Annotated in this window: 18 protein-coding genes; 3 read left to right on the forward strand and 15 right to left on the reverse strand. The window is 57.4% G+C overall.

The annotated features are described in order from the left end of the window. Positions 1 to 38: 38 nt before the first annotated feature. The 4 genes from AC1DMK_RS11575 to AC1DMK_RS11590 form a co-directional block, all read right to left on the reverse strand. The gene (locus AC1DMK_RS11575; RefSeq protein ID WP_477859088.1) at positions 39 to 338 is read right to left on the reverse strand and encodes a hypothetical protein; all 300 of its coding nucleotides are present in this window, start codon (positions 336 to 338) and stop codon (positions 39 to 41) included. A gap of 238 nt (positions 339 to 576) precedes the next feature. Next, a complete protein-coding gene (locus tag AC1DMK_RS11580; RefSeq protein ID WP_477859090.1) occupies positions 577 to 981 on the reverse strand; it encodes a hypothetical protein in 405 nt (134 codons plus the stop codon). A gap of 154 nt (positions 982 to 1,135) precedes the next feature. Next, positions 1,136 to 2,167: a sterol desaturase family protein gene (locus AC1DMK_RS11585; protein WP_477859092.1), complete on the reverse strand. Its 1,032-nt coding sequence runs from the start codon at positions 2,165 to 2,167 to the stop codon at positions 1,136 to 1,138. A 519-nt stretch (positions 2,168 to 2,686) separates the two neighbouring features. Further along, positions 2,687 to 4,654, reverse strand: coding sequence for a hydrolase (locus tag AC1DMK_RS11590; protein WP_477859093.1), 1,968 nt, complete (start codon positions 4,652 to 4,654; stop codon positions 2,687 to 2,689). Positions 4,655 to 5,234: 580 nt separating this feature from the next. On the opposite strand from AC1DMK_RS11590, the gene AC1DMK_RS11595 reads away from it, so the two are divergent. Together AC1DMK_RS11595 and AC1DMK_RS11600 are read left to right on the forward strand one after the other, a co-directional pair. Then, entirely contained in the window at positions 5,235 to 6,263 is a 1,029-nt protein-coding gene (locus tag AC1DMK_RS11595) for a glycosyltransferase family 2 protein (RefSeq protein ID WP_477859094.1), read from the forward strand. A 172-nt stretch (positions 6,264 to 6,435) separates the two neighbouring features. Beyond that, positions 6,436 to 7,227: an SDR family NAD(P)-dependent oxidoreductase gene (locus AC1DMK_RS11600; RefSeq protein ID WP_477859408.1), complete on the forward strand. Its 792-nt coding sequence runs from the start codon at positions 6,436 to 6,438 to the stop codon at positions 7,225 to 7,227. 47 nt (positions 7,228 to 7,274) lie between these two features. On the opposite strand, the gene lhgO is transcribed toward AC1DMK_RS11600, so the two are convergent. The 11 genes from lhgO to AC1DMK_RS11655 form a co-directional block, all read right to left on the reverse strand. Beyond that, positions 7,275 to 8,462, reverse strand: a complete 1,188-nt coding sequence (lhgO, locus tag AC1DMK_RS11605) for an L-2-hydroxyglutarate oxidase (RefSeq protein WP_477859096.1) — start codon at positions 8,460 to 8,462, stop codon at positions 7,275 to 7,277. A 187-nt stretch (positions 8,463 to 8,649) separates the two neighbouring features. Continuing rightward, positions 8,650 to 8,892: a hypothetical protein gene (locus tag AC1DMK_RS11610; protein ID WP_051973997.1), complete on the reverse strand. Its 243-nt coding sequence runs from the start codon at positions 8,890 to 8,892 to the stop codon at positions 8,650 to 8,652. A 133-nt stretch (positions 8,893 to 9,025) separates the two neighbouring features. Beyond that, positions 9,026 to 10,066, reverse strand: coding sequence for a fatty acid desaturase (locus tag AC1DMK_RS11615; RefSeq protein WP_477859098.1), 1,041 nt, complete (start codon positions 10,064 to 10,066; stop codon positions 9,026 to 9,028). Between the two features lie 77 nt (positions 10,067 to 10,143). Next, the gene (locus tag AC1DMK_RS11620; RefSeq protein WP_080725493.1) at positions 10,144 to 10,524 is read right to left on the reverse strand and encodes a DUF6481 family protein; all 381 of its coding nucleotides are present in this window, start codon (positions 10,522 to 10,524) and stop codon (positions 10,144 to 10,146) included. 184 nt (positions 10,525 to 10,708) lie between these two features. After that, positions 10,709 to 10,918, reverse strand: a complete 210-nt coding sequence (locus AC1DMK_RS11625) for a cold-shock protein (protein ID WP_037061912.1) — start codon at positions 10,916 to 10,918, stop codon at positions 10,709 to 10,711. A 342-nt stretch (positions 10,919 to 11,260) separates the two neighbouring features. Then, a complete protein-coding gene (locus AC1DMK_RS11630) occupies positions 11,261 to 12,796 on the reverse strand; it encodes a SpoVR family protein (protein WP_477859099.1) in 1,536 nt (511 codons plus the stop codon). A 12-nt stretch (positions 12,797 to 12,808) separates the two neighbouring features. Further along, entirely contained in the window at positions 12,809 to 14,122 is a 1,314-nt protein-coding gene (locus AC1DMK_RS11635; RefSeq protein WP_477859101.1) for a YeaH/YhbH family protein, read from the reverse strand. A 25-nt stretch (positions 14,123 to 14,147) separates the two neighbouring features. Continuing rightward, a complete protein-coding gene (locus AC1DMK_RS11640) occupies positions 14,148 to 16,097 on the reverse strand; it encodes a PrkA family serine protein kinase (RefSeq protein ID WP_037061908.1) in 1,950 nt (649 codons plus the stop codon). 292 nt (positions 16,098 to 16,389) lie between these two features. After that, positions 16,390 to 17,433, reverse strand: a complete 1,044-nt coding sequence (gene speB / locus AC1DMK_RS11645) for an agmatinase (protein WP_477859104.1) — start codon at positions 17,431 to 17,433, stop codon at positions 16,390 to 16,392. A 62-nt stretch (positions 17,434 to 17,495) separates the two neighbouring features. After that, on the reverse strand, positions 17,496 to 17,888 hold the full coding sequence (locus AC1DMK_RS11650) for a nuclear transport factor 2 family protein (protein WP_037061905.1): 393 nt from the start codon (positions 17,886 to 17,888) through the stop codon (positions 17,496 to 17,498). A gap of 18 nt (positions 17,889 to 17,906) precedes the next feature. Further along, complete coding sequence (locus AC1DMK_RS11655) at positions 17,907 to 18,533, reverse strand: TetR/AcrR family transcriptional regulator (protein ID WP_037061904.1); 627 nt, start codon at positions 18,531 to 18,533, stop codon at positions 17,907 to 17,909. Positions 18,534 to 18,650: 117 nt separating this feature from the next. Here AC1DMK_RS11655 and AC1DMK_RS11660 point away from each other — a divergent pair, with 117 nt between their 5' ends. Beyond that, entirely contained in the window at positions 18,651 to 19,745 is a 1,095-nt protein-coding gene (locus AC1DMK_RS11660) for a polyamine ABC transporter substrate-binding protein (protein WP_477859106.1), read from the forward strand. Positions 19,746 to 19,773 lie beyond the last annotated feature (28 nt).

Raw genomic sequence — 19,773 nt, forward strand, 5'->3', positions numbered from 1 at the left:
GGCAAGGCTGACGGGCAGGGCTGACGGGAAGCGGAAATCTACTGGCGCAGCGCTAGCTCTGCCTCGCCGCGAACGGCCGTGCGTTCGAAGCGTTCGGAGATGTTCGCGACAAAAGTGATACCCTGTTCCAATAGAAGTTCAGCCGCGCGCAGATCGCGCTCTGCAAGATCGACGGCGCAGCCTCGAACTGTCAGCGCAAGACATATCGAGTTCTGGGCGGAGCGTACGTCGCCGCGCTCTTCGGCCTCTTCAGCTACCGCTTCCAGCGCATCTGCGACCATCCCCATCATGTCGGATCGCTCGCGTCTCGTCATCTCATTCAAGGTTCTTCCAAGCATGGCTTCATCCATTGTCTCGCGCAGGGACAAACGCGTGTCGCGCACTTGCCGGCGTCGGTGTTGCAGTGTTGGAGACTATCGACGTGAATCTCGTCTGGTAGATCCTAAATGGAGTTCGGCGTGTCTGCTAACAAGGCCTGGGTCTATGCGGCCAGCGCACTGCAGCAGTGCAGAGCATCGCAGGCGGCGCAGATCACTGCTAGTGGTAACCTATGGGCGCGCTCGCCGAGGTCGCATGTCAACCTTGGCGAGGAGTTCCGCGCTCCAGCAAAACGACATTCTCGTTCGACAGGGTAACCGATATCGGCACGCCCAGAACGCGAACCGTGACCTCGCCCTTGCTGCTGTCGACAAGGGTAATTTCGCCGAACAAACTAACCCGATCGCCTTGACTGAACGTCCGAGCAACGTTGTCGGTGCGCCATGTCGCGCTGTCATCCCAGTATAGATCGAGTTCGGAGACGCCGATGCTTGATAGAAAGGCGGCCTGGAGGTTTTGTTCCAGCCATTCCGGTGAGCAACCCAGTACGGTAGCCGCTTCCGTGACGTCCCGATAGTCGTTCTCGCCACCGTCGCCCCAAGTGACCGTGACGGACTGCGCACGGTCTGGATTTCGGTATACCCGGATGTTCTTCTGTCTCATGGCAGGTGCTCCTTCCGATCGGTTCCTTTGACGCAGACGTATCGAATTATCCTCGCTAAGCCTGCAGCAACGTCTTGCTCCTTGCTTCCGCGCTAGCCCCCTGGATCGGTTGTCGAACGCGTTCAAGCTGACATCTCGACTTGCCTGAAAGCGTTCAACGTTCAGAACGGAGGCGCGCTGCGCCCACAGTGCTCGCTTCCGTCGCTTCGGATGATACGGCCGCCGAGTTGTCTAGTTTGGGTCGGAACAGCTTCAAAAGAGCCCTGCCGCTCCTCAGCATGGGCGTGATAAATGCACCCTTGATTGTATTGAATTTCTGCAGCGAATTGTCGCTGTAGCCGGAGATGCCGAACACAATCTTCTCTCCCTTCGCCGGTCGATAGCCGGTTCGGAAAAGCCAGTCAAAAATCGAGAGATTTGTACCAAAATTCCTGTCCCAGTGCGGCTGCAGCTTACTATGGTGAATTTGATGCATATGCGGGCTGATGAGGAAGCAATCGAACCATCCGAGGCCGACGGGAATATGCGAGTGCTTGAGCGGATCGAGCGTCCAGACGGTAAAGATTTTGCCCGCCACCGCTTTAAGAAGCAGTGCTTCCGGCAGACTGATGCCAAACACGTACATAAAGACACCGGCTGTCGGGCCTGTGATCATACCAGCCATGGCCCCGCCATAAAGGAGTGGAAGCGAATGGCCGCGCTTGGCTGTAAGCGGATTGAGAAAATCCGCCGAATGATGGACTTTGTGCAATTCCCATAGCACGGGGACCTTATGCTCGAGATAATGAACGACATAATCGGCGAGTTCCGCGGCCAGGAATATTCCGATCGTGCATATAAAAGTTGCCACATAGCCAACATGATATGGCGTCATGTCGCCAAGCAGACGCCGCAAAACCAGATCCGTGAAGCCGGCCGCCAACGCCATGACGGCGACACCGGGTGTGAGAAAAACAAAGTCGGTGAATTTCCGGTAGACGTATAAAAGGACGTCCATGTGGAAGCTTTTCGAGTTCCATGGGCTGAACGGAATGCAGTGGTCAAGCATTTCCTTGATCRCGAACTGACCACGATTGCGGTACAGCTGAAACGCAAATGTCAGCAGTCCAGCGCCGAAAAACATCCCCCAGGTGATGGCGAACTGGGGAAAGCTCATGAAATAGGAGTATAGCGCTTCCAGGTGCATAACTCTGCTTTCCTCAAATTGCCATCTCGCGAAGTAGCGGCGGTGTCTCGGTGACGCAGTCGACTGGAGTGTTTCCTTGCCAAGACCGCATATTCTGTAACCGAGGCTGCACCCGTTCGGCAAAGTCTGTATGCACTGTATGCAAGAGGCCCCTGCGCTCGGCTCCCCCTGAAGAGAGCAATCTCATTGGTTGACGACGAGCGCGCGCAACCTCACCCTTAAGTTTAAGGCAACCGATGCTGGCAAATAGCATGTTTTAAATAACATCAACATGAAGTATGTGTCAAATATGAGGAACGGAAACGTGATTTATCTGCGATTATGTCGAGAAAAGCCATGTTTTGTTACCCGCCATCGAAAGTAGAAATAGGTGGAATCGCCTTGGCGACGAATACTATTCATTCGTCGAGCGATTTTAATATTGCAAAACCGGCGCGAGCGGAAAGCGCACCTCCATCCGGCAACATTGCAGCATCGATGCCCTGTCGAAGCGATTATGAACCGCTCCTCCGCGTCCTCTTACAAGTGTAGCCGTGCAGACACCCCCCTCACGATATGGGCCAGTTCCAGCGCCGGAAGGAGCGCCGACTTCAGGCGGGGAAAATCGCGGGCGATCGCGCCTTCCCGCCAAAGCTGCGACTTCATCGACGTCAACCGGCGCGCAAAATCTACTTTGTCCGTCTGTTCAAGCACGTGAACGCTTTCCCGGCGACCAAAATCGACCGAGCGGGGCCCGACCCCAAGCACAGCCATGTCCGAAGCGCTGGGGTTGGTGATCGCCCGCTTCAGGCGCGACCATGCAACGTCAGCTTCCTGCATGACCTGGGCGCCATTCCCAAGGCAGTCGATGTACTCAAGGGCGCCCGAAAGCAGTGCATTCCCGGCGGCGGCGTCGATCACGCCATAGTCTATATCGCCGGCGTTGCTGCGCACGGCGCCATCCTCGCTTTCATTCAAACGGCGCACCGAAGGGATGGAGGGCTCGAAGAGGCTTTCGATGATGTGCCAGTATCGAAGGATAACTGTTTCGATCCTCATCGGATTATACTGGTTCTCTTCGACGACCAATCCGCTGACCTCGGGGAAGTGATCCTCACTCATTCGCTTGTAGTTGCAGCGGGCGAATTGGATGGTCTCGAAAATCCTCTCCGGGACCCCTGCTGCCAGAAGGCGTTGCGTACTCCCGTAAAGACCCGTGTCGCACAAGATGATACGTGTGCCAGGCGCAGAAAACGTGTCGAGATGCCGCCTGAACAATTGATTTTGTCGGGCGATGTCTTCGACCACCGGCTGCCCGTCGGACCTGTCGAGCATTGCGAAGAAGCGCGCAGGTGCAAAGGGATCGTGCCAGGCGCCTGCAAGGTGATATTCGCCCCCACCCAAGGCGGTGGCGACCTCTGCGAAGCTATTCTTGGCAAACTCCCGACCGAGCTCGTCCAAGACGGTGGAACTGCGCATTTCCAGAGCAGTGCGCGCCGCTACCAATCTTGAAATGAGGATATTTTTGCGCGGGATGGCCAGCGGCAGCTGGAACCGTGCAAGCAGGCGTTCAAAGGCCTCTCGGATGCCAATCCCACCCCTAGCGCAGAATGCCAGGACACAATCGCCACGTGCCTCAGCCTGCGATGCATAAAGCCATATATAGAGGCAGAACTGCGCAACGATGGGCCCGAAAACTTCGCGGCCGAACGAGCCGCCATCACCCGACAGAGGAACGGAACGGCAAGGGGACGACAACTGCCGCCGAACTTGCCTGAATGCTTCGGCGCGCACGCCATCAGCTCGCGTGGCAAGGTGCCGGATGCGACCCTTTGGCATGTGCACCGTCTGGATGCCCATCGTGCTTGGGACAAGGTGATCGGCGACATAGTCGTCGCCAATATGCAGCATCTGCGCGGCAGAAATCTTCTCCGCCGAAAGGACGGCGGCAAATAGGCTGCCGAAGCGCTTGCTGGCTCCGATGTCGGCACTAGAGTAGACTGCGTCGACGAGGCCGGGCCCATGAAAGTGGTCTATGAGCTGTGCCAACTGATCGGCAGGCAGGGCAGTATCGGAAACCGCGACGACGCGAAGGCCGGCCTGCCGCTGTTGACGCAAGACATTGGCTAACGCGTTGTTGGCCGAAAGTGATGCCCTTTCCACCGCCATCTCAAGCACGAGCCGCTGTTGCAGGAGATCTGCTGGGAGCCCGAGCATCGCCAGCTGGCGTGCGATAATGTCGTTCAGACGAACCTCTCCAACGCCCCCTCCGACGTTGAGGGCACGATAGGCGAAGCCTTCGGCCAGCAGACGCGCCCGAAATAGTTGTTCGGGGTCTGTGCGAAACCCTTGCTCTCTCAGAAGACGAGCAAAACGCCGTTCGCCCTCCATAACGCGCGAGCGTTGTGATCGCGGCCGACGGAGCAGCAAGGTATCAAATACGTCGCTGGAAATAAGGTCAATTCCGTCCAACTGGCTTCTGAGACGATCGAGGTTTCGCCTGCACATCCCTTCGCCATCTCCATCTAGCTTCGTCCCAGTAGGAAGGCGTCCTGTTTGAGCCCGGCCCTTTCTGGAAGTGAACACGCCATCCCGCGAGCGGATGACGGTTAGTATATAATCGCACAAAAATATATACATCAAGACAAAAAGGATAGCTCCTGCGAGTAAACAAGTCGCATTTGAAAACACTATTCGTGACAGAATGGTCTATCTTCGTCTTCTTTCGGAATCGGCGCTTATGTGCCCTAGTAATACTATCTTATCGCAAAGCGAAAATGCATACGCATCGCAGTCAACCGGGAATGTGAGCCAAAAAATAGCCTGCGTAGCTACAGTTCAGCAATTTGAGCGATCATATTGATTCAGGAGTGTCGGGAGAGGCTTGGAACAAATGGCTCTCCAGGGAATGCCGGCTTGTGCCGCTGCTCGGTCAAGCGGTAAGAGGATGTCGTTCGCGCAGATACACTCAAGAAAAACCTAGGGATGTAGGTCTATTTGATGTTCAATATTCCGCCATATTAGTAGACTGACAATTAGAGGGGTGGTATACGGCGCATCGGAGTGAATTGACGACGCGAGGTGTGTAGTGCACACGGAAGCTCCTCTTCTCAGTATTATAATTACTTGCTTCAACTACGAGTTGTTTATTCGAAAGTGCATCGATAGCGCGCTTCAGCAGAAATATTCAAATTTCGAGGTCATCGTCGTCGATGACGGTTCGACAGATCAGTCCTGGCAACGAATTCAGGAATACCAGGGCAGGATCATCGCTCTTAGGACCGAAAATCGAGGGGCCTTGGGATGTTCGCTAACGGGGTTCTCGCTGTCCAAGGGCGATTTTGTTCACTTCCTGGACGCCGATGATCTCCTTTTGCCTGATGCGTTTCAGCACATTGCGACGCATCTACGACCGGATGTGTCGAAGATTCAGTTTATGCTCTTGCCGATCGACCAAACGGGAAACCCGATCGGCGAAGCCTTTCCAAAGTTGACGGCGACGGAGAGCTCGGTCTCCCTGATCCAGTCAATAAATCGCCGAGGCTATTACAATACGCCGCCGACGTCCGGCAACGTCTACCGTCGTGACGTCTACGAGGATCTCGGCGACCTCAGCTATGAGCGGGCCATTGACGGTGTGCCCTACCTGCTGGCTCCTTTTGTCGGCAATGTCGTTTCAATAGATAAACCGCTGGGGAAATATAGGATCCATAGTACGAACCTGTCGTCGTTCTCGACACTGACCGGCGAACGAATGAACGGATATGTCGACCGATTTCAGGGGCGGCTCCGGCATTTGGTGGAGCTTATCAATGCGCGTGGCCTGCGCCATGAGATGACGCTTCGTGACGACTATGGCTATGTCCTGGAAATGAAGATGCTCGGAATAGTTGCGTCTGGCAGACGTCCTGATTGGGGGCTCGCATCTTCCTATCTGGCGGCCATGCGGCGGGAACATCAGGGTCTTCTTCGAAGAATTATGCACTTCGCGTTTACGCTCGGCCTGCTTGTTTTGCCTGACACGGGGCGCCAGCGGCTGGCAAGATTTCGACTTGATCCGGCGCAGTTCCAAAGGGTGCGGACACGATTGAAGCAGTCGCTTTCAGTCCAACAGTGACTGGGTGCTAGCGGCCAAGCCCCTGCACACCAGCGCGTAGAGATTGCGCCACTTGTTGGTGATAATCGCAAGAGACCATTGGTAAGAATGCCTATTCTTGTTGGCGTTCGTGTCGTTATGTCGTGTTCATCGAAACAATGTGCTCCACGCACACGCAACGAGGATGATTGAGATGGATCTTCAACTAAAGAACAAAACAGCCCTGGTGACGGGCTCGACGGCCGGGATCGGCCTTGAGATCGCAAGGACTCTTTCAGACGAAGGCGCGAGGGTTTTCATTACTGGACGGTCGCAGGCCAAGCTTGATGAAGCGGTGGAAAGTCTTGGTGTATCAGCCCGTGGCAATGTCACCGCCATTCTGGCCGACCTGGCAACGGAAGTGGGCGCATTGACCTTGCTGAAGGCCGTCCCCGCGATCGACATTCTGGTCAATAATCTCGGAATCTACGAGATTAAGCGGTTCGCGGAGATTTCCGATGACGATTGGCGGCGCTATTTCGAGATCAATGTGCTTGGCGGGATTCGTCTTGCGCGGGCCTACTTCGGTGGCATGATCGAGCGAAATTGGGGTCGTATCATTTTTGTTTCGAGCGAGTCTGGGCTCATGACACCAAGTGACATGGTGCACTACGGCATGACAAAGACCGCGCAGCTGGCGGTATCGCGCGGCTTGGCGGAGCTGACCAAGGGGACGAAAGTAACAGTCAATTCCGTTCTGCCTGGGCCGACACGTTCAGAAGGGATCGTTGATTTCCTGCGGGGATTGTCGAGCAGTCCCGGTGCCTCGGCACAGGACGTGGAAGCGGAGTTCTTTGCCAAGCATCGTTCGACTTCGCTCCTGCAGAGGCTGATCGAGCCAGAGGAAATCGCCAGCCTTGTGGCCTATGTAGCAAGCCCACTTTCTTCGGCCACCAATGGCGCGGCACTGCGCGTCGACGGCGGCGTCACTCCCACTATGGCCTGACGGCTTCAATTGCTTGAGGAAGCCGCGGGCACCGTTGCTGACGATCGTCAGCTGCCGAGCAGGCGATCGACGATCATACGCCCGATCGGGATGGCAGAGGTCGCAGCCGGGGAGGGCGCGTTGCAAACGTGGAGCATTCGTTCTGTCTGCTTGAAGAGAAAGTCATGCACAAGGCTGCCGTCGGACATGACAGCCTGGGCGCGAATGCCCGCCTGGGGTGCTGTCAGATCGTTGATGGTCAGAGAGGGGCAGTATTTCTGGCACTCTTTGAGGTAGCGGGCCTTCGAGGCCGAATTGGCAAATTCGGTCATCGCTGAACGCCAGTTGCGTATAGCCATCTTCCAGAAACCCGTGAACGCCATCATGTCTGCGACGTCGGCAAGAGCGAAGCTTCCCTTCGCGTACCCTTCCCGGGCGAAGCCCAGAACCGCGTTGGGACCGACTGTCATCCCACCGTCGATCGTTCGTGTCAGGTGGATACCGAGAAACGGCAAATCAGGGTCGGGGATCGGATAGATGAGGCGTTGGGTAACGCGCGCCTTGGATGGCGAGAGGACATAGTATTCTCCCCTGAAAGGAACGATCCGATGATCGATTTGCAGGCCCGCCATCGACGCGATACGGTCGGACTGGAGGCCAGCGCAGGCAACCAGCCTTCGGGCCTCGATGCGGTCCGAGGTGCCTTCGACCAGCACGCCATCCTCGTTTTCGTGAATGGCCGATACCTCGACCCCGCGCCGGATTTCGCCGCCGTTCGCCTCGACGCGCATCACCATTGCCCGGCATACTGCCGTGTAGTCAACGATGCCCGTGGAATGCACGAGCAGGGCACCTAGGCCAGCGATATCAGGCTCGTCCGATCTCAGGCGCGATTTCGAGAGCCGGGAATATTCGATCGCATTCTGCCGGGCCCTCTCTTCGAGGCCGTCCATGCGGCGCATTTCCGTATCGTTGGTTGCCACGAGAAGCTTGCCGCAGGTTTCAAAGGGGATGCCATTTTCGGCACAGAACCGCTTGGTTGCATTCGCTCCCTCACGGCACAACGTCGCTTTCAGCGAGCCCGGGGCGTAGTAGATACCGGCGTGGATGACGCCGCTATTGTGCCCGGTCTGATGGCGGGCAATATTCGGTTCCTTTTCGAGCAGGATTAGGGTTGCGCCAGGCGTTTTTTCCTGCAGCGCCATGGCAACCGCCAAGCCCACGATACCGCCCCCAATGATGCAATACTCATACATTTTTGACCCGCCGGACCTGCACGCACGCAACGCCGGGCCGTGGCCTCAGTTTGCCGCATTTCAGTGTCTGCCAAATATGATGCAGATCGGTTAACTGACGGCAAAGGCACCGGATGCCGAAGGCACGATGGGATGGCGGCGGAAGCTCCCGCGGTCGGGAGCTTCGATCCTCAATCGCTTGAAGCCGCTATTTGTTTTTCAGAAGCCAGATTTTACCAGCCATGGTTATGCTGTGTGCCGTCCGTTCCATCTCTGCGTCAGGGTCGAGAGGTTGCACAAAGCCGGCTTCCCTCAGTTCGGTGAGGGTGTTCGTGCTTAGAAATTTGACCTTCTGCGGCCGTTCCTTAAACCTGTCGGTCTTTGCATAGGTGACGACAGCATTCAGGTGTGTCCATTTCTTCGCGTCCTGGGGAAAGAGATCCCCATCCATGGCGAGTTTTAGACCTCTAATTTGGATCGGCGTAAGCGTAATCGGGGTCAATGTTAGATCCTTGGAACGGGTAGAGTTAGTTTTGGCGACCGGCTGCGCTTGGGGCGCGCGCGGTCGTGCGCGGATTTGGTCGTCAGGCGGTCGTGGCTGCTTTGGCGGCATCGCGGAAGGACACGAGCTTTCGGCTCTTTTCATCCCAGAGCACGAGCTTAACACATTGCAGGCTCTCCCATAAAGTTATGCGGCCGATATCGGCCAATTCCKGATGGTCACGAAGGACCTCGGGGAGCCGATAATAGGGTATTCTGCTCGCAAGGTGATGCACGTGATGAACCCCGATGTTGCCGGTGATCCATCGCAGCACCAGCGGCAGGTCGTAGTGCGAGGCGCCGTGCAGTGCGGCCTGCGGGAATTGCCATTCTTCGTCCTTTGACCAGTGCGTTTCCTCGAACTGGTGCTGAACGTAAAACAGCCACACTCCGGCCGCTCCTGCGAGCAGTACGATGGGGAGATGAACCACAAGGAACGGCACCAGTCCGACCGCCCATATTGCAGCGACGGTCAGCAGGGCGATGGCAGCGTTGGTGGCCATGGTGGAAATCCATGGTGACGGGCCATTGCGCATCATCCCAAAGGGCAGGCGCTGCTTGAAGAGGAAGATCCAGGCCGGGCCAATGCAGAACATCACGAGTGGATGCCGGTAAAGTCGATAGGCGAGCCGTTTCGATCTGGGAAGCGAACGATACTCAGCGACCGTCAGCGTGGTGATGTCACCGATACCGCGCTCGTCCAGATTTCCGGCTGTTGCGTGATGGGCGGCGTGGCTTCGCCGCCAATAGTCATAGGGCGTCAAAGTCAGTACGCCAAGGACGCGGCCTGTCCAGTCATCGAGACGCCGGCGTCCAAAGAAGGAGCCATGTCCGCAATCGTGCTGGATCATGAACAGGCGCAGCAGGAAGGCGGCGGCCGGAACGATCAACACCAACCCAGGCCAAAAACCCTTGTAAACGCAGATGTAGGCGCCGGCCCAGAATGCGATGAACGGAAGCAGTGTGACGACAAGCTCGAAGCTGCTCCGTCCCATGCGTGGCTGGCGATAGGCTGAAAGAATCTTCAGCCAGCTTGCGACGTTGTCTTCGGCAGGTGCCACAGTTGCGTAGGCGTGGGCGTTCATGAAAATCGATCCGCTTTTGGCTGGATATGCAGCGCGGCCGAAAAGACCCGCTTGCACCGTCCCGCATATATCAATCGTCAGCCTTGACGGGCCTTGCGCGCCGCGTAGCGACGATCCCGTTCGGCCTTGCGTGCGGCTTCGTCAGCGACAACGCGCGAAATGCGATTATTGATTTCAGCTTCTCGGGCCTCAGCCTCAGCCTTTTCATGAGCTTGCGCGGCGGCTGCGAGCGCCGCGGCCTCGGCCAGGAGGCGCTCATTTTCCGCCTTCTTGGCGGCTTCGCGCTCGGCACGACGGGCTTCCTTGGCGCTGGCCAAGGCAACACGGGCGGCAAGCCGCTCCTGCATCTCGGGGTCGGTCGGTTTCGGCGCGGATTCAAACTTCGCCAGCAGTTGCTTCTTCGCGACTGCCGCGGCATTGCGACGTTCTGCAAAGCCATTGTCGTTCGGGTGTCTCAACGTGTGTTCCTTGTTCGATTTTTAACGGAGCGCAGCTGATGCGCAACTTGTTGTCCAGTCGTTAGCCCCATGGATACCACAGTCATGCAAAGGGATCTCGACGAAAAAAGGTCAGACAGATGCCTGACCTTTCACAACCTTGTGCTTCCATGCCAGTACATCCGTGGTCATGGGCAGCAATGACTTAAGCGGCCTGGAGTTGGCCGGCGGACATCTTGCCCGACTTCTGGTCGCGCTCAAGCTCGAAACCGAGCTTCTGTCCTTCAACGATCGATCTCATGCCTGCGCGTTCAACAGCAGACACATGGACGAACACGTCCGGGCTGCCGTCATCCGGTTGAATGAAGCCGAAGCCTTTGGTGGCGTTGAACCATTTAACTGTACCAGTGTTCATAACGAACCCTTTCATGGCGATAGCTAACCACCGCTGAGCGACGCGCAGCGGGCATTTTTCGACTTTTGAGAGGGGAAGTTCGTCACGACGCGCGAAGCGCAGCAAAAACAAATATCGGCAAACAAAGTATCGATGTGTCCAGACATACAGGCCAGATGTCGCCGCGTCAACTTTTTGTTTTGCTGACCGGGCGAGCAGTCGCCATAAGGTTGTGTTTTCGACCGGGACATGCGCTTGCCGCGACGACCAGGACAACCCATTTGCGAGCGCTAGCGGAAGCGGCGTGCGACCGCACAATTCTCCACGAAGCGCAGCGGCATGATACGAGATCGGCCTCGAATATCACCCCGTCGAACACTCGTACAGCATTGCGCCGGTTGCCCCATCGACGCCTTCCAGACTGACCTCATACCCCCAGAGATGACGAAGATGCATCAGCGTGGCATCGCGACTGGTTTCCTCGAGGCGAAGGCCATCCTTGACGATGTGCTTCAACCGAAGTTGCCTGTCGCCAAGAAGGTCGACGTCGACGACCTGGATGTCAGGCTGCCGGGCTCCGACATCATAGCTGCGCGCGAGCGCTGCGCGGACCGCTGCATAGCCGCGCTCGTTGTGAATGGAGGAGACCTCGCAATAGTTGTCGGTTGCGACGTCGGACAGCAAAAACAGGCGAAATTTGCGGATCATAGCCGGGCTTAGATATTGCAGGATGAAGGACTCGTCGCGATGGTTCGCCCAGGCATCCAGCAGGGTACTGCGCCAGTCGCCATTGCCCGCAAACGAGGGAAACCACTCGCGGTCTTCGGCGGTCGGATTCGTGCAAATGCGCTCGATGTCCTGCATCATTGCAAATCCGAGCGCATAGGGATTGATCCCCGAAAAGCGCGGGTCGTCGAAGGAAGGCTGAAAGACGACGTTGGAATGGCTGCGCAGCAACTCCAGCATATTGCCTTCGCTTATTTTTCCCTGATCAAAGAGACGGTTCATGATGGTGTAGTGCACGAATGTGGCACATCCCTCGTTCATCACCTTTGTCTGGCGCTGTGGATAGAAATACTGGGCGATGACACGCACGATCCGCAGGATCTCACGCTGCCAGGGTTCGAGGATCAGGCTATGCTTCTCGATAAAGTAGAGCAGGTTCTCCTCAGGCAGGTTCAAAATCTTCTTCCGCTCGGAGGCATTGCGTTCTGCTTCTTCCGGATCCCTGCTCTCGGCTGCGAGCGGCAGCGTTCGCCACAGGTCGCTGTAGCTCTGCTCTTCATATTCCAGGCGTTCGCGCGCACGTTCCCTAACTTTCTCCGAAGACAGCCGGGGCGGGCGGCGATAGCGGAATACGCCGTGATCCATGAGCGCATGGGCGGAATCGAGGATCGCCTCCACGGCCACGATGCCATGCCGCTCCTCGCATTTGGCGATGTATTTCTTGGCGAAGTCCATGTAGCCGAGGATGGCGCCCGCGTCCGTCCACTGGCGAAACAGATAGTTGTTCTTGAAGAAATGGTTGTGACCAAAGGAAGCATGGGCGGTGACGAGCGCCTGCATGGCCATGGTATTTTCTTCCATGAGATAGGTGATGCAGGGATTGGAGTTGATCACCAGCTCATAGGCAAGCCCGCGCTGGCCTTTCCGGTACAGGTGGTCTTCGAAGATGAAGCGCTTGCCGAACGACCAGTGCTGGTACATCAGCGGCATGCCGACCGAGGAGTAGGCGTCGAGCATCTGCTCGGACGAGATGATCTCAAGCTGATTGGGATAGATGTCGAGCCCCATCTCGTCGAGCGCAATCGTCTCTATGGCCTCATAGGCGCGGGAAAGCGTCGCAAAATTCCAGTCGGATCCATGAAACAGAAGGCCTGCGCTCGCGCGTTTCGCCATGTCGGTGGTCCCTCAGTTGCGCGCACGCCCGCCCGGTTGGCGGCTAAAGAGTTTACGAAAGACGGGATAGATGTTTGCTGGCCTCGCAATCCGGGCCATATGGAAATTAGGCACGTCGCCATCGACCGTACGATAGGCGCGCCAGAGCGAGGTGCCGTTGTCGGTCGAGCCGAATATCTCCGTCTCGCGCTCGTCGATGATCTCGACATAGGCATAATATTGGCAAAGCTTCATGAGTTGCCCGCGAAGAAGGGCTGCGCAGCGTTCGGAGTCGCCGCTGGTGTTGTCCCCATCGGATGCCTGGGCCGCATAGATGTTCCAGAGTCCGGCGGGATATCTCTCCTCGATAATCCGCAGCATCTCTTCCAGCGCGGTCGAAACGACCGTGCCCCCGCTTTGCTTGCTGTAGAAAAAAGTGTCCTCGTCAACCTCCCGGGCCTCGTCGGTGTGGCGGATGAAGACGATATCGATCCGCTCGTAGCGACGCTTGAGGAAGAGATGCAGCAGCACGAAAAAACGCTTGGCGAGATCTTTCTCGCGTTCTCCCATCGAGGCTGAGACATCCATCAGGCAAAACATCACAGCGTTTGCATTCGGCACCGGTTGGCGTTCAAATCGATTGAAGCGCACGTCGACGGGATCAACGTAGGAGATACGCCGGCGCCGACGCTCCAGCGCCTCCAGCTCTTCACGCAGGGCCTTGAGGCGACGGCTATCCTCCAGGGAGGTAGCCTCCTCTTCGAGCACCGATATCTCGTCGGCAACGGCTTGTATCTGCCTTTCGCTCGGCCGCTGCAGAGCCATGCGCCGGCCGAAACTGTTGCGCATGGTCCGACCGATATTGATGTTCGTCGGCGTGCCGGCGGTGGTGAAGCCAACCCGGTGCGACTTGAAGGTGACCGTCTCCTTCAGGTTCAGCTTCACCATATCGGGGAGCTCCAGATCTTCGAAGAAGAGGTCAAGCACCTCCTCTCGCGACAGCACGAACTGGAATTCATCGTCGCTTCCACCCGAACCAGCACCATGGCCCATGCCGCCGGCCCCGCTCTCCGGCTTCGAAAGGCGGTCACCGGCAGAATATTCCTTGTTGCCTGGAAGAACATGTTCGCGGATGCCGCTGCCGGGGGAGGGTCGAAAGGTCGGTTCGCCTGCACCACGCGTCGGCATGGGTACGCCGTGAGCGGCGTCCACATCGACAATTCTGTCGGACTTGATCTGATCCTTGATCGCCCGTTTCAGTTCTTCGCGAGCCCGGTTCAGGAAACGCTGCCGGTTCCCGAGGCTCTTGTCCTTCGGGTTAAGCCGGCGGTCGATGAAATTCGGCATCTGCCAATCCCTCGTTTCGGCATCGTCAACCGGCCTTGTTTACGCGCATGTACCAGTCGACGAGCCGACGGACCTGGCGCGCCGTATAGCCGCGCTCGGTCATCCGCTGAACGAACTCGGCATGCTGCTTTTCCGTCGAGCTGTCTTTCTTGGATCCGAAACTGATGACAGGCAGCAGATCCTCGACCTGACCGAACATGCGCTTTTCGATAACCTCGCGCAGCTTTTCGTAGCTTGTCCACGAGGGATTGCGCCCGTGGTTCTTTGCCCGCGCGCGTAGCGTGAATTTCACCACTTCGTTGCGGAAGTCCTTTGGATTTGCAATGCCGGCGGGCTTCTCGATCTGGGACAGTTCGCTGTCGAGGATCTCGCGGTTGAGGATCTGCCCGGTGTCGGCATCCTTGAAATCCTGATCTTCGAGCCAGGCATCGGCATAGGCGATGTAGCGGTCAAAGAGGTTCTGTCCATACTCGCTATAGGATTCGAGATAGGCCTTCTGGATTTCGTGGCCGATGAACTCGGCATAGCGAGCGGCAAGCTCCGACTTGATGAAGTCGAGGTAGCTTGCTTCTATCTCCTTGGGAAACTGCTCGCGCCGTATCGCCTGCTCCATGATGTACATCAAGTGAACCGGATCGGCCGCAACCTCCTTGGTGTCATAGTTGAAGGTCTCGGACAGAACCTTGAAGGCAAAGCGCGTGCTGATCCCGGTCATGCCTTCGTCGACCCCGGCAGCATCGCGGTATTCCTGTACGGATTTCGCCTTGGGGTCAGTATCCTTGAGGTTCTCGCCATCATAGACGCGCATCTTGGTATAAAGTGGCGAGTTCTCGTGGCGCGCAAGCCGCGTCGCGACCGTGAAGCGGCTCAGATTCTCCAGCACCTCCGGCGCACAGGGGCTTTTTGCCAGTTCGCTTTCCCGCAACAGCTTCTCGTAGATCAGCCGCTCTTCGGTCACGCGCAGGCAATATGGCACCTTCACGACGAGGATTCGGTCGAGGAAGGCTTCGTTGTTCCTGTTGTTCTTGAACTGGAGCCATTCGGACTCGTTGGAGTGGGCGACAACGATCCCCTGGTAAGGGAATGCACCGAAATTCTCGGTGCCGTTGTAACTTCCCTCCTGAGTTGCCGTCAGCAGCGGGTGCAGAACCTTGATCGGCGCCTTGAACATCTCGACGAATTCGAGAAGACCCTGCGTCGTGCGGTTGAGACCCCCGCTAAAGGAGTAGGCGTCTGGGTCAGCCTGGCTGAAGTTCTCCAGCTGCCGGATATCGACCTTGCCGACCAGTGCCGAAACGTCCTGATTATTCTCGTCCCCAGGTTCCGTCTTGGCGATGGCGATCTGGCGAAGGCGGGACGGCATCAGTTTGACGACGCTGAATTTCGAGATGTCGCCGCCGATTTCGTCCAGCCTTTTGGTTGCCCAGGGTGAGATCAGCCCTGTGAGCCGCCGCCGCGCGATCCCGTACTTGTCCTCAAGAAGGTCCGCCATTCGCTCCGGGTGGAAGAGGCCGAGTGGGGATTCAAAGACAGGGCTGATCTTGCCGTCAATGGCCAGTGTGTAGACCGGGAAGCGCTCCATCAGCTTCTTCAGCCGCTCGGCAAGCGAGGATTTTCCGCCGCCAACAGGGCCGAGAAGATAGAGAATCTGCTTGCGTTCCTCGAGACCTTGCGCCGCGTAGCGGAAATAGCCGACGATACGCTCAATGGTGTCTTCCATTCCGTAGAAGTCTGCGAATGACGGATAGACCTTTACGGTCCGGTTGGAGAATATCCGTCCCAGACGCTCCTCGGCGCTTGTATCGATCAATGTAGGCTCGCCGATGGCTTCCACCATGCGCTCCTGCGCGGTGGCATACATTCGTTTGTCATCACGGCAGGCCAGGAGGTATTCCTGGAGGCTAAGCTCTTCTTGCGCGGCGCTCGTATAGATCTCTGAAAACAGATCGAATACGTCGCATTCGCTCTTTTGCATCGTGCTCTCCCGCGGCCGGTTGTTAGGACGGGATCGCTGCACGTCGGCTCGCGTAAGGTAAACGCGTCAGACCAGCTTGTGTTCCAAATGCTTACACGAAGTTCGAGACAGTCTGATGCCGATCAGCCGCGATATTCGTAGAATCAGCATTATGCAGTCGCCGTGGCCAATCGCCAAGGCCGTTAAATGAATTCCACGTCTTTTTCGTGCATTGCGACAATAGCGCGCGCTGACAAGGCGCCGTATGCAGCCCCTTGGCAGCGCATTTCCAATCGATCTGCAGTGTCTAGGCTCATTTCGCGAGTGCAGGGCTGAACACCAGAAGGCTGAGGATTTCAAATAGCACCTGCGCGCCGGCCTGGGCGGTATTGGTGGTGCTGTCGTACTGCGGGGCGACTTCCACCACATCGGCACCGACGAAGTTGAGGCCCTTGAGGCCGCGAAGCAGCTCCAGCGCCTCGCGACTTGTCAGTCCGCCGATTTCGGGTGTCCCTGTGCCGGGAGCGAACGCAGGATCAAGGCTATCGATGTCGAACGACAGATAGGTCGGTCCGTCGCCGACAATCTGCCGCGCCTTCTCGATGATCGCCGCAATGCCCATGCCGGTAACCTCTTCGGCATGAATGACCGTCATTCCGGATTCATAGGAAAATTCCCAGAGGTATTCCGAGGGGCCCCTGATGCCGATCTGTATGGTCCTTGTAGGATCGAGCACACCGTCCAGAACCGCGTTTCGCATCGGCCCGCCGTGATGGAATTTCGTCTGATCGAAGGGGCCGCCGGTGTCGCAATGCGCATCGATATGGATCAGGCCGACCGGCCGTCTGGCGCCGACTGCCTTCAGGATCGGGTGCGTTATGGAATGGTCGCCGCCGACCGAGACGGGAATGACGCCGGCCTCGACGATCTTTGTGATCACCGCCTCGATGTTTTGATGACACTGTTCGAGCCGATATCGGCTCCCAAAGGGCACGTCGCCGACGTCGGCCGCACGCAGGTCATAAGCAGGTGCGCAGTCGAGGACATGGTTGTAGGGACCGATGCGCTCGATACTGCGAACGGCCCGGGGGCCGAAACGCGAACCCGGCCGATTGCTGACGCCGAGATCCATCGGAATACCGATCGCGGCAACCTGCAGGTCGCCAAAATCCGGGGCGGCGAAATTCACCTCCTTGTAGGGAAGGCTTGCGAAGGTCGAAATGCCGGAATAGGGCGCCGCACGCGTGCCGCCCCTGAAAATCTTCTCGGCCACGCGGCGAAACCGCGGGTCGAAAAATTCGGCGCTGTCGGCGAATTTCCGGCGCAGATCTTCCAGGTTCGTCTTCAGATCAACCATTCGTCTCTTCCTTTCCAATGACCTTGCATCGCAATATGTGTTACGGGCCGGCGCGGCGGTACTCACGACAGGGGCGACAGATGCTCGTGGATTGCCAGCCAATCTCCCGTTGCCTGCTTCTCGAACACGATCGTCTCCCTTTCGGTGTTTGTCGCCAACGCACCATCGACGACGAGATCGGTTTCCACACGATGAGTGAAAATGGCGACTGGCCCGACGATTTGAACATGCGGTTCGGTGGAGCGGCAGCCCCGGACACGAAATCCGTCCCGTGTTTCCCAAAGCTGCCATTCGGCCTCGTATGCGGCGCGACTACGCAGCGGCCGGTCCAGATTGTGGAAAATGAAGGTGGCTTCCGGCGCGAAGGCGGCGAAATAGCCGTCGCGGTCATGGCGCCCGAAAGCGTCGACAAGGCGCTCGGCAGCCGCAAGAACGGCATGTTGCTGTTGTTCCATCCCAAAGTCTCCCGTCTTTTATTGAATTCTGGGGCTGCTGATCAGCAGTGCGAGCGGTCGGTTCTGCCGCGCGACGCGTTCTTTCAGCGTTTGCAGCGTCATCGCCTCGTCCTTGACGAATTCGATGAACATCATGTTGAGGTTGTTGAAGGCCATCTGCCCAACGGCAACCGCATCAATACCCGGCATGACCACGCCGCGCAGTTGCAGCTTCTGGACCAGCATCGAAACCTGGTCGCAAAGCCGACCGTCGAGTTCGGTATAGCGGCGGCTGAAGGGGCTGTCGGGTTGCTGAATGGAGGTTGCCATCGCCGTACGCCACATCTCCTTGCTCAGATAGACCAGCGAATGGTCGAAATACTGGTCGATCAGTGCCTGCAGTGCCTCGAGTGTTGCCGGTGGCGGATTTTCGACAATTGCCTTCCCGGATTGAAGGACTTCCTCGACTTCCATCGAGACTGCGGCGACCAGAATGTCGCCCTTGTTCTGATAGTAGTTGTAGAATGTTCCGACCGAGACAGCTGCTTGTTCGGCGATGTCCTCAATGCGAGCGCTATCGTATCCGACGTTGCGGAACAGGCTTGTCGCTGCCTCCAGGATGCGGCGATTCCGATCGGCTTTCTGCTTTGCGCGCAGTCCCGTCATTCCCGACTTTCTCAAATTATGAATGCCCTCAAGATTCATATTGACTTAAAAAATGAACTCATTCAATCTTTTTCCTGAAGGCGCCGAAATGAGCGCCACCGACCAGAGGGCAACATCATGATCCACGTTCGCAAGGGCGCCTTCGCGCGCAAATTTTTGTCTTCGGCCGCCGCCTTGTCGCTCGGCGCGGCGTCAGCCGTTCTCTCTGCAGCGCCGGTCTTGGCGCAGGAGGAACTGAATGCGCTCGTCTGGTGCGACCACACCGACCCGGCGCTGATCGAGCCCTTCGAAAAGGCGAACGACGTCAAGGTCAACCTCAAGGAATATGAGGGGACAGGTGCGGGCCTCTCGATCATCGATCAGTCGCAGCCTGGGGATTGGGACGTCCTGGTGATCGATGGGGTCGATGTGCAGCGCGCGGTGGACAAGAACATTCTTGCCGACATTCCGGCCGATGCACTACCCAATGCCGACATCTTCCCGCAAGTGCGCATGCAGGACAACAATACGCGCGATGGCAAGACATATGCAGTCACCGAAAAGTTCGGATACAACACCGTCTCCTACGACAAGAGCAAAGTCGATCCGGCCGACATGAGGGACATGTCCAAGCTGTGGTCGGACAAATACAAGGGCCGCATTGCGGTTTACGACTACTATCTGCCGATGATCGGCCTGACGGGAATCGATCTCGGCAAGGCGACGGCCGATCTCAAGGAAGCGGATCTGCCGGCGATCAAGGAAAAGCTCTTCGCGCTGAAGAAGAATTCAAAACAGGTGAGCGACGTCGTCTCCTCGCAAACAGCGCTCGCGACCGGTGAGGTCGATATCGTCTTTGGCGGGGGCGAATGGCTGACGGCCGGATTGGTCAAGGACAAGCCCAATCTCGATTGGGTCATTCCGGATCAGGGTGCGGTGCGTTGGGCGCAGTCTATCGGCGTCATGAAGGATTCCAAGAAGAAGGATCTGGCGCTGAAGTTCGTCCAGTATATCGTCAGCCCTGAAGGGCAGGCACGGCTTGCAACCTCGTCGTGCTACTGGGCGATGCCTGCAAACGCCAAGGCCGGAGAACACCTGACTGGCGAGCAGAAGACGGCACTGCGCTGGAGCGAGCAGGCGGACTATTTGAAGCGCACGCAGCTCTATCCGATCCCGAGTGCCGAACTGGACACGAAGATGCAGGACGTGTGGACCGAGATGCTTCAGAATTGACGGGCTGATTTTACCCGAATGTGCCTCA

The sequence above is a fragment of the Rhizobium sp. 05L419 genome, from assembly GCF_056397845.1.